8 protein-coding genes are annotated in these 11,123 nt (G+C 70.8%); 7 read left to right on the top strand and 1 reads right to left on the bottom strand.

The window, feature by feature from the left end; all coding sequences use genetic code 11:
• Positions 1–75 precede the first annotated feature (75 nt).
• The 7 genes from ACFSZT_RS20930 (at position 76) to ACFSZT_RS20900 (ending at position 10,410) form a co-directional block, all read left to right on the top strand.
• Positions 76–3,531 (top strand): sensor histidine kinase, encoded by a 3,456-nt coding sequence (locus tag ACFSZT_RS20930; protein WP_377385731.1) that lies wholly within the window; start codon positions 76–78, stop codon positions 3,529–3,531.
• Entirely contained in the window at positions 3,528–3,980 is a 453-nt protein-coding gene (locus tag ACFSZT_RS20925) for a roadblock/LC7 domain-containing protein (protein ID WP_377385728.1), read from the top strand. Before ACFSZT_RS20930 ends, ACFSZT_RS20925 begins: the two co-directional genes overlap by 4 nt.
• Positions 3,981–3,988: 8 nt before the next feature.
• On the top strand, positions 3,989–4,582 hold the full coding sequence (locus ACFSZT_RS20920; RefSeq protein WP_377385725.1) for a DUF742 domain-containing protein: 594 nt from the start codon (positions 3,989–3,991) through the stop codon (positions 4,580–4,582).
• Positions 4,563–5,177 carry a GTP-binding protein gene (locus ACFSZT_RS20915; RefSeq protein WP_377385723.1) on the top strand — a complete coding sequence of 205 codons (615 nt, stop codon included), beginning with the start codon at positions 4,563–4,565 and terminating at the stop codon, positions 5,175–5,177. Before ACFSZT_RS20920 ends, ACFSZT_RS20915 begins: the two co-directional genes overlap by 20 nt.
• Before the next feature lie 77 nt (positions 5,178–5,254).
• Positions 5,255–8,491 carry a fused isobutyryl-CoA mutase/GTPase IcmF gene (gene icmF / locus ACFSZT_RS20910; RefSeq protein ID WP_377385721.1) on the top strand — a complete coding sequence of 1,079 codons (3,237 nt, stop codon included), beginning with the start codon at positions 5,255–5,257 and terminating at the stop codon, positions 8,489–8,491.
• A gap of 51 nt (positions 8,492–8,542) precedes the next feature.
• A complete protein-coding gene (locus tag ACFSZT_RS20905) occupies positions 8,543–9,376 on the top strand; it encodes an LLM class F420-dependent oxidoreductase (RefSeq protein WP_377385718.1) in 834 nt (277 codons plus the stop codon).
• A gap of 44 nt (positions 9,377–9,420) precedes the next feature.
• Entirely contained in the window at positions 9,421–10,410 is a 990-nt protein-coding gene (locus ACFSZT_RS20900) for a TIGR03557 family F420-dependent LLM class oxidoreductase (RefSeq protein ID WP_377385716.1), read from the top strand.
• A 36-nt stretch (positions 10,411–10,446) separates the two neighbouring features.
• Here the strand turns inward: ACFSZT_RS20900 and kstR are convergent, their stop codons facing one another.
• Positions 10,447–11,079, bottom strand: a complete 633-nt coding sequence (kstR, locus tag ACFSZT_RS20895; RefSeq protein ID WP_377385714.1) for a cholesterol catabolism transcriptional regulator KstR — start codon at positions 11,077–11,079, stop codon at positions 10,447–10,449.
• Positions 11,080–11,123: the final 44 nt, after the last annotated feature.

The raw sequence follows: 11,123 nt of genomic DNA, 5'->3' as shown, positions 1-11,123 counted from the left end.
GTCACCGGTGATCGGGACGTGGAGATCCGTACGAGCCGTCGTGGCCCCGAGCGAGCCTGAGGAGGAGTCACCTTCGTGACCGTTGCAGGAGAAGGCCAGGTGCCTGTGGGACAGCTCCTCGGCACGCCGCCCCCGAAGCCGTCGAAGTGGCGAGCCCTCGCCCGCTGGCGCGACTGGAGCCTGCCCGCCAAGCTCGGAGCCGTCACGCTCGTCCCGATCGTGCTCGCGCTGGTCTTGGGCGGCACCACGCTCGCCGGGCGGATCGACAGTGCCGACCGCTACGACGGGATCGCCCGCCTCGCCGAACTCAACGCGTCCTCCCGCGCCCTCCTCGACGGGCTCCAGCGGGAGCGCACCCAGACGGTCGCGGCACTGACCCGAGGCTCGGGCGCCAACTCCCCGGAGCTGCAGAACGTGCGCGGTGAGGTCGACCGCGCCGCCGGACCGGTGCGGGCCACCCTGGACGGCGCAGCCGGCGAGGGCGAGGCGCTCGCCGGGCCACGGCAACGGCTCACCGAGCAGCTCGACCGGCTCGCCGGACTGCGGGACCGGGTGCGGTCCGGACAACTCGGGCCGATCCAGGCCGTGTCGGAGTACACGGCCGTCACGACCGCGGTGCTCAACCTCGACGTCGCTGTGGTCGCCGGCATGGGTTCCGACCAGATCGGCGGCGCCCCGACGGCGCTGCACGATCTGCTCGTCGCGCGGGAGGAGGTGTCGGTCCAGCAGGCGCTCGTCGGCTACGGGCTCGATCGAGGCGGGCTGGCTCCGAGCGAGTTCGACCAGCTGCGCACCTCCACGGTCCGGCTCGCCGACCGCCTCACCGAGTTCACCAGCGCCGCCACCGACGCGCAGCGCGCGCAGTTCGACTCGACGGTGCGTGGCCCGGCCTTCGACGACCGCGACCGGATCGTCCGCAACGTGCTCTCCGGGCAGGATTCGAACCGGGCCGCGTTCGCCACGGTCGCCCCGCAGGAGTGGGCCCGCGTCTCCGGCGAGGTGTTCGCGAGCACGGGTCAGGTCACGGGCCGGCTCGGCGACGAGCTCACCACGACGGCCCGCGATCTCGCGGACGGCGCGCAGACCGGGGTGGTCGTGCTCGCCGCCCTGCTGGTCGCGGCGCTCGTGCTGGGCGCCCTGGTCGTCTTCCTCATCAGCCGGCAGTTGCTCCGCTCACTCAAGGTGCTGCGCACGGCGGCGCTGGACGTCGCCGACCGGGCGCTGCCCGAGGCTGTGCGCAGCATCCAGGACGGCCGGTCGCAGAGCACGGACATCGAGCCGGTGCCGGTGCGGACGAACGACGAGATCGGCCAGGTCGCGCGCGCCTTCGACGCCGTGCACAGCCAGGCACTGCGGCTCGCCGTCGAGCAGGCGGGCATGCGGACCGGGTTCGCCAGCGTGTTCGTCAACCTCTCACGCCGCAGCCAGAGCCTCGTGCAGCGGCAGCTGCAGCTCATCGAGCGGCTCGAGCGGGACGAAGAGGACGCCGACCAGCTGGCCACGCTGTTCCAGCTGGACCACCTCGCCACGCGCATGCGGCGCAACAACGAGAACCTGATGGTGCTCTCGGGCGCCGAGCCGGGGCGCCGGTCCGGGCAGCCCGTGACCGTCACCGACGTGCTGCGTGCCGCGGTGTCGGAGATCGAGCAGTACCAGCGCGTGGTGGTCGGCACTCCGCCCCAGCTGCGGATCGTCGGCTATGCCGCGGGCGACCTGGTGCGCCTGGTCGCGGAACTGCTGGACAACGCCACCGCGTTCTCCGCGCCGGAGACGCAGGTACACGTGGGGACACGGCCTGCCGACGACGGTTCGCTCACCATCGACATCGTCGACCGGGGCATCGGGATGAACGACGCCGAGGTGGCCGAGGCCAACGCCCGGCTGACCGAGGCGGGGTCCGTGGACATCGCCACGTCGCGGCGGATGGGACTGTTCGTGGTCGGGCGGCTGGCGAGCAGGCACGGCTTCGGTGTCGTGCTGCACGGCGGCAAGGACATCGTCGGCGTCCGTGCCACGGTGACCGTGCCCGCCGAGCTCGTGATGGGCGGACCGGGCCAGGGTCCGCCGGGCCGCCCGGAGCCGCAGGCGCAGCAGCCCGCGCCGGGCACGTCGGCGGCGGCCGCCCTGCCGCGGAGGCAGACCAACGGGACCGCCAGGCCGGGCGCGTTCGCGCAGCTCGGGAAGGGCGCGGCGACCCAGGCACCGCCGCCGTCGGACAGCGAGGTGTCGGGCACGGCGCTGTTCACGCCCATCGGCCGCGACGAGGACGGCGCCGACCAGGCGCGGCGGCCGGGCCCGCCCGAGCCCGCGTGGCCGCGGGAAGCGCCTCAGGAGGCACCGCAGGACTCCGCTCCGGAGGCCGGCGAGGAGACCGGGCAGGAGGCCGACCGGCCGGGAGCGGCCGAACTGCCCCGTCGCAGGCCGGGCGCCACGCGCCAGGCCCGCGAACGCAGCAGGCCCGGTGCCGACGCTCCGCAGGCCCCCCAACCGGCGGAGGACACCGGGGCGGTGACCGACTCCGGTCAGGAACCGGCGACCGATCGGCCCGCGTTGGCCGAGGCGCCCGAACCCGATCAGCAGGCCAGGGCGGACCTCAGCGGCAAGGCGCTGTTCGAGGCGAGCAGCACGGTCGTCAGCGACTGGTGGAGCGCCGCCACCACCGCCCGCGACGCCGAGCAGCGCGCCCGCAGGCAGGCCGACATGTCGGAGACGACGCCGATCTTCGACGAGATGCTCTCCGCCTGGTTCCGCAGCGTGACCGACCCGGCGAACGATCAGGGCGGCAGCACCACGAGCGGCTGGGACTTCGCCGCCGACGAACGCTTCCGGGCCGTCCAGGCGGTGTCGAAGTCGGCGCCGGAGGACTACACCCGCGCCGGCCTGCCACGCCGCAAGCGCGGCGAGCAGCTCCTGCCGGGCAGTGCGGCCCCGGCCGGCGGCACCCCGCCCGCGGCACCCAACGGCGTGCCGCGCGAGCAGCAGAGCCCGCCCACGCCGCCCGCGCGCGATGCGGTGGAGGTGCGCAGCCGGCTCTCCAGCTTCCAGCAGGGGGTGAGCCGGGGCCGCAGGCACCGCGCCGAGGAGCAGCCGGGCACACCGAACCACACCCACGGGTCCGGTCTGCCGCAACGCCGGCCGAGGACACGACCGGACCAGACGACTCCGCCCCGCCACGGTGGATCGGACCAGACGGCTCCGTCACCCCAGGACCGGCCGGGCGAGGCCAACGGCAGCGCCCGTGTGTCGGAGTGGGCGTTCGCCTCCGACGACGGATGGCGGACGGCGCAGTCGGTGTCGGAATCGACGCCGACCAGCTACACGCCGGCCGGGCTGCCGCGCCGCAGACGCGGTGAGCAGCTGTTGCCGGGCAGCGCGACCTCGGCGGGTTCGACGGAGAACCGGCCACGGCCGGAGCGTGACCCCGCCGACGTGCGGGGCAGGCTCAGCAGCTTCCAACAGGGAATTCGCCGAGGCCGGCATCGGACCGCTCAGGCGAGCGAGAGCAGTGACGAGAAAGTGGAGGGTGAATGACCGCGCCGGACCGGGCTCAGCCCCAGCAGAATCAGTTCGGGTGGCTGGTGAACGACTTCGCCGAGCGGGTGCCCGGTGTGGCACACGCCGTCGTCGTTTCCGCGGACGGGCTGCTGCTCACCGCGTCGAACCGCCTGCCGCTCGACCGTGCCGACCAGCTGGCCGCCGTGGCGTCCGGCCTGGTGAGCCTCACCCAGGGCGCCGCCCGGTGCTTCGAGGCGGGCGCGGTGAACGAGACCGTGGTGGAGATGGAGCTGGGCATCATGGTGCTCATGTCCATCAGCGACGGCTCGTGCCTCGCGGTGCTCGCCGCGCCGAACTGCGACATCGGCCAGGTCGCCTACGAGATGACGCTGCTCGTCGACCGCGTCGGCCAGATCCTGACCCCTGAGCTGCGCGCGCAGCTGCAGGGTTCGGGCGGCTCACTCGTCGGCGGATCGGTGGGCTGAGCCCGACGATGACCACGGGGCCCGGAACTCCCGGTGAGTACCCGCCCGGCGTGATCTACCACGCGCTGGGCGGTGCTCAGGCGGACTCCGGCCACGGCCGTCGACCTGATGACACCACCAGGGACGACCCCGGTGCCTACCACGGCCGGGCCGTACCAACGGCGCAGCTCCCAGGCGAGGACGGTGAGCGCGCCGCCGCGCGGTACACGACCGGAGAGGAGAAGTTCGTGTCAGCCGAAGCCATTCCGTTGTCACCGGCGGAGGAGACCGGCTTCGTGCGCCCGTATGCCATCACGGGCGGGCGTACGAAGGCCAACTACCCGCTGGAGCTGGAAACGCTCATCTCCACGCGGGAGACCGCCGTCAGGGCGGTGCCCGAGCAGATCGAGCACCAGGTGATCATGGAAGAATGCCGGACTCCACGTTCGGTGGCCGAGATCGCCGCGCTGCTCCGGGTACCGCTCGGGGTGGCGCGGGTACTGATCAGCGACGCGGCGGACACGGGCCTGGTCACCGTGCACAGGACCGCGTCGGGCAGTGAGGGCGCCGAAGCGCACATGATGTTGATGGAAAGGGTGTTGAGTGGACTCCGTCGGCTTTAAGGCACCGCGCGAAGCCGCGTCGAAGACGATGACCTCGGCGAAAATCGTCGTGGCCGGCGGCTTCGGGGCGGGCAAGACGACGTTCGTCGGCTCCGTGTCGGAGATCGTGCCGCTGACGACCGAGGCGATGATGACGGACGCGAGCACCGGCATCGACGACCTCGCGGCGACACCCAACAAGGCCACGACCACGGTCGCCATGGACTTCGGCCGCGTCTCCCTGGACGAGGACCTGATCCTCTACCTGTTCGGCACCCCAGGGCAGCAGCGGTTCTGGTTCATGTGGGACGACCTCGTGCGGGGCGCGATCGGCGCGGTGGTGCTCGCGGACACGCGGCGGCTCGCGGACTCGTTCGCGCCGGTGGACTTCTTCGAGGACCGGGGCCTGCCGTACATCGTGGGCGTGAACACGTTCGACGGTGTGCTGCATCACGACCTCGCCGACGTGCGTGAGGCGTTGTCGATCGACGAGAGCATCCCGATCGTGCGCTGCGACGCGCGGGACCGGGAGTCGACCAAGCAGACGCTCATCACGCTGGTCGAGTACGCGATGCGGCAGTGGCTCGCGGTGCGGTCGCCGAACGCCGTCGGCTGAATCGATCCGCTCGCTGAGACCGTCGTCACGCTCACGTTCGGCTTTCAAACAGTAGGAAGTCCAAGTATTTTGGAGGCATGACCTCCGAACTGCACCGGCCTGTGCACCCCGTCCGGTTCGTCACCGCCGCGAGCCTGTTCGACGGGCATGACGCGTCCATCAACATCATGCGGCGCATCCTGCAGTCGCAGGGCGCCGAGGTGATCCACCTGGGCCACAACCGCTCGGTGGACGAGGTCGTCAACGCCGCGATCTCCGAGGACGTGCAGGGCGTGGCCATCAGCGCCTACCAGGGCGGACACGTCGAGTACTTCACCTACCTCGTCGAGCTCCTGCGGGAGCGCGGCGCCGGGCACGTCAAGGTGTTCGGCGGCGGTGGTGGCGTCATCGTGCGCGAGGAGATCGAGCTGCTCCACTCCCGTGGGGTCGCGCGCATCTTCTCCCCGGACGACGGTCTCCAGATGGGCCTGCCCGGGATGATCAACTACATGATCCGGGAGTGCGACGTCGATCTCGCCACCGAGCCTGCCGGGTCGCTCGACGAGTTGCTGGCCGGCGACACGCGCACGCTGGCGCGCGCCGTCACGCAGCTGCAGCAGGAGACTCTCCCGCAGGACTGGCTCGGCACGATCCGCGAGGCCGCCGAGTCGCGGAGGGTGCCGGTGCTGGGCATCACGGGCACCGGCGGTTCGGGCAAGTCGTCGCTCACCGACGAGCTCGTGCGCCGCTTCCGGCTCGACCAGGAGGACAAGCTTCGCATCGCCGTGCTGGCGATCGACCCCACCCGCAGGCGGGGCGGGGGTGCGCTGCTGGGCGACCGCATCCGCATGAACTGCCTCGACGGCGACCGGGTGTTCTTCCGCTCCCTGGCGACGCGGACCACCAGCGGCGAGATCCCCACTGGCCTGGACGAGGCGATCCAGGCCTGCAAGGCGGCCGGGTTCGACCTCGTGATCGTCGAGACGCCCGGCATCGGCCAGGGGGATGCCGGCATCGTCGACCACGTCGACCACTCGCTGTACGTGATGACGCCCGAGTTCGGCGCGGCGTCGCAGCTGGAGAAGATCGACATGCTCGACTTCGCCGACGTCGTGGCCATCAACAAGTTCGAGCGCCGGGGCGCCGAGGACGCGCGCCGCGACGTGGCCCGTCAGCTGGTGCGCAACCGCGAGGAGTTCCACGCCTCGCCGGAGGACATGCCGGTGTTCGGCACCAGCGCGGCGAAGTTCAACGACGACGGTGTCACCGCGCTGTACCAGCACCTGCGGGACCTGCTCGCCGGCAGCGGGCTGTCCGTCTCCGCCGGCGTGCTGCCGCGGGTCGAGGGCAAGGTCTCCACCGACGTCAGCACGATCATCCCGACCAACCGCACGCGCTACCTCGCCGAGATCGCCGAGACCGTCCGCGCCTACCACGCCGAGACCGAGCGGCAGGCCGAGGCCGTGCGCAAGCGCGAGCACCTCGCCGCCGCCCGGGACGCCCTCGCCGCCGACGGTGCCGACACCACCGCCCTGGGCCGCCTGCTCGCGCACGCCGAGTCCGATGTGGATTCCGCGACCACGGAGCTGCTCGAGCGCTGGGCCGAGCTGGCTGAGTCCTACCGGGGCGACGAGCTCGTGTTCCGGGTGCGGGACAAGGAGATCCGCACCACGCTCTGGCGCGAGACGCTGTCCGGCAACCGGGTGCCGAGGGTGGCGCTGCCGCGCTACACCGACAAGGGCGAGCTCGTCTCGTTCCTGCGCCGCGAGAACTTGCCGGGCTACTTCCCGTACACCGCGGGCGTCTTCCCGTTCAAGCGCGAGGGCGAGGACCCGGCACGCATGTTCGCCGGCGAGGGCGACGCGTTCCGCACCAACCGCCGCTTCAAGTACCTTTCCGCCGACTCGGAGGCCAAGCGGCTGTCCACGGCGTTCGACTCGGTGACGCTGTACGGGTTCGACCCCGACACGCGCCCCGACATCTACGGCAAGGTCGGCACGTCCGGGGTGTCCATCGCGACGCTCGACGACATGAAGGCGCTCTACGACGGGTTCGACCTCACGGCGCCGAACACCTCGGTGTCGATGACGATCAACGGACCCGCGCCGACGATCCTCGCCTTCTTCCTCAACACGGCCATCGACCAGCGCATGGACGCGTTCCGGTCCGAGCACGGCCGCGAGCCGACGGCCGAGGAGGCCGCCGAGATCCGCGCGTGGACTTTGCGCCAGGTGCGCGGCACGGTGCAGGCCGACATCCTCAAGGAGGACCAGGGCCAGAACACCTGCATCTTCTCCACCGAGTTCTCGCTGCGGATGATGGCCGACATCCAGGAGTGGTTCATCCGCCACGGGGTCCGCAACTTCTACTCGGTGTCCATCTCGGGCTACCACATCGCCGAGGCCGGCGCGAATCCCATCTCACAGCTGGCGTTCACGCTGGCGAACGGATTCACCTACGTCGAGGCCTACCTCGCCCGCGGGATGGACATCGACGACTTCGCGCCCAACCTGTCGTTCTTCTTCTCCAACGGCATGGACGCGGAGTACTCGGTGCTGGGCCGCGTCGCGCGGCGGATCTGGGCCGTGGCGATGCGCGAGCGCTACGGCGCCAACGAGCGGTCGCAGAAGCTCAAGTACCACGTGCAGACCTCCGGCCGGTCGCTGCACGCGCAGGAGATGAGCTTCAACGACATCCGCACGACCCTGCAGGCGCTGTGCGCCCTGTACGACAATGCGAACTCCTTGCACACCAACGCCTACGACGAGGCGATCACCACACCGACGGAGAGCTCGGTGCGCCGCGCCATGGCGATCCAGATGATCATCAACAAGGAGTGGGGCCTGTCGAAGAACGAGAACCCGTTGCAGGGCTCGTTCATCATCGACGAGCTCACCGACCTCGTGGAGGAGGCCGTGCTCACGGAGTTCGAGCGCATCTCCGAGCGGGGTGGCGTGCTCGGCGCGATGGAGACCGGCTACCAGCGCGGCAAGATCCAGGACGAGTCGATCCTCTACGAGCGGCTCAAGCACGACGGCTCGCTGCCGATCGTCGGCGTGAACACGTTCCGTAATCCGCACGCCGACGAGGAGGAGGCCGAGGTCGAGCTGGCCCGCGCCACCGAGGAGGAAAAGCAGTCGCAGCTGACGCGGCTGGCCGACTTCCAGCGGCGGCACCACACCGAGGCCCAGCAGGCGCTCAAGGAGCTGCGGGAGGCCGCGACGCGGGGCGAGAACGTGTTCGACGTGCTCATGGACGCCGCTCGGGTGTGCTCGCTCGGCCAGATCACCGAGGCGTTCTTCGAGGTCGGCGGGCAGTACCGGCGCAACGTGTGACCCGGGGCCCCGGCGGGAATGAACTGCCGGGCCGGTGAGTTCCAAGGTCACATGAAGTTTGGTGTGTCGACGTTCGTGACCGACGAAGGAATCCGGCCCGGCCCCCTCGCCGCGGCCCTGGAGGAGCGCGGTTTCGACGCGCTGTTCCTCGCCGAGCACTCGCACATCCCCGTCAGCCGGGAGTCGCCGTACCCGGGTGGCGGGGACCTGCCGCGCAAGTACTACCGCACACTCGACCCGTTCGTGGCGCTCACCGCGGCGGCCGCTCACTCCCGCGAGCTGCTGCTCGGGACCGGGGTGGCGCTCCTGCCGCAGCGAGACCTCATCCACACCGCGATTGAGGGCGCCAGCCTTGACCTTGTCTCGGGCGGCCGGTTCGTCTTCGGCGTGGGTGTGGGCTGGAACCGTGAGGAGATGCGCAACCACGGCACCGACCCGGCCACGCGCGGCGCGCTCATGAACGAGCAGCTGCAGGCCATCAAGGAGCTGTGGACCAACGAACAGGCCGAGTTCCACGGCGAGTACGTGGACTTCGATCCGGTGTTCGCCTGGCCCAAGCCCGTCCGCAGGCCGCACCCGCCGATCTACATCGGCGGCGAGAGCCCGGCCGCGTTCCGGCGTCTCGCCGCCTACGGTGACGGCTGGCTCCCGCGCGCGCAGACCACGCCCGAGCAGATCCGCCAGGTCCGCAAGCAGCTCGCCGACCAGGGCCGTACCGACGTGCCCATGACGATCTTCGGAGCACCGGCCGACGAGGAGAAGATCGCGGGCTGGGCGGAGGCCGGCGTCGACCGGGTGGCGTTCGACCTCGAGACGAAACCGGAGAGCGAGACTCTGCGCAGGCTCGACGAGCTGGCCGTGCTGGCGCAGCGTCATGCGGGGTAGGTTCACCAGCAGCGGGGCGCAGCGACGAAAGGGTTGGAGCAGGCGTGACTGAAGTACAGATCGGCATGGCGGCGGCGCTGGAACAGTTCTCCCCCCGGGAGTCCATCAGACTCGCCGCGCTGGCCGAGGAGCACGGATTCTCCGGTCAAATGGCGGCTGACCACTTCCAGCCGTGGGTGCCCGCGCAGGGTGAGGCCTCGTTCGTGTGGAGCGTGCTGGCGTCGCTGGCCGAGAACACCACGGGTGACCTCGGGCCCGGGGTCACGTGTCCGTCGTTCCGTCAGCATCCGGCGATGGTGGCGCAGGCCGCGGCGACGCTGGAGGCGACCTATCCGGGGCGCACGTGGCTGGGCCTGGGCTCCGGCGAGGCGCTCAACGAGCACATCATCGGCGGCTACTGGCCGGAGGCGCCGGAGCGGGTACGCCGCATGTTCGAGGCGCTGGAGATCATCCGCAAGCTGTTCTCCGGCAAGGACGTCAAGCACAGCGGCGAGTTCTTCAAGCTGCACACCACCCGGTTGTGGACGCTGCCCGACGCGCCGCCGCCGATCTACATCGCCTCGGCGGGCCCGTACACCACGCGCAAGACGGGGGAGCTCGCCGACGGGCTGATCACGCCGGCCGCGTCGCTGGAGAAGTTGTCCGGCATCCTCGACAACTTCGGCAAGGGTGCCCGGAAGGCGGGCAAGGACCCGGACACGATGCCGAAGCTGCTGCAGGTACACCTGTCGTGGGCGGAGAACGACGAGGAGGCGTGGCGCAACGCCATGGAGCAGTGGCCCAACGGCGGCATGAAGTTCCCGAAGGCCGACATCCGGTCGCCGTTCGACTTCGAGCAGATGGCGAGGCTGGTGCGGCCCGAGGACTTCGAGGGCCGCATGGTGGTCTCGTCCGACCCGGACGTGCACCGCGCGTCGCTGCAGAAGTTCATCGACGCGGGATTCAACCGCATCTACATCCACAATGTCGGCCGCAACCAGGACGAGTGGATCAAGGTGTTCGGCCGCGAGGTGCTGCCGAAGCTCACCGCGTGACCGGGCGAGGGGCCACCGCGCGGCGGTGGCCCCTCGCTAGTCCAGCAGCAGGTGGACGGACAACTCGAGGCGCTTCGCGACGTCGGCGGCCGAGGCCCGCCGTGTCACCCATGCGACCAGGTTGGCCATCCACACGTCGGCGATGACGTGGAAGACGTCCCGGTCGTGCTCGGTCGGCTCGTCGATGCCCATCGCCTTGGCGAACATGGTCTCCATGAGGGAGCCGACGATCTCGACCTCGGCGGCCGCCGTCGTGTCGGCGAACATGAACGCCCGCACCATCGCCTCGGTCAGATGCGGGTCACGCTGCATGAGCCGGGTGTTGCGGCCGAGCACGAACAGCAGCCGGTCGGTCGGCGTCTCACCGGGGATCGAACTGCGGTCCAGCTTCTCCTGCGCGCGCTCGAACTCCCGGGCGAGCCCCGAGACGAGCAGGTGGATCTTCGACGGGAAGTACCGGTACAGAGTGCCGAGGGCGACGTCGGCGCGCTCGGCCACGGCACGCATCTGGACGGCGTCGTAGCCGCCCTTCGAGGCGAGCGCGAGCGTGGCGTCGAGGATCCGCTTGCGCCGGTCCCGCTGGGCAGCCGAGCCCAGTTCCTCGCCGCCCAGCGGACTCAGCGCGCTGCGGCCCCTCGACGGGGCCGGCGCCTTGGGCTTGCTTGCCATCGGCAGTCTCCTGGTCGCAGAACGTGTTTCACTCTCGATCCTCA

Origin of the sequence: Prauserella oleivorans (genome assembly GCF_042685745.1) — a bacterium.
In the GTDB taxonomy this organism is placed as follows: Bacteria; Actinomycetota; Actinomycetes; order Mycobacteriales; family Pseudonocardiaceae; genus Prauserella_A; species Prauserella_A oleivorans.
The sequence above is the reverse complement of the archived record's forward strand: the minus strand, read 5'-3'. Positions and strand labels throughout refer to the sequence as shown.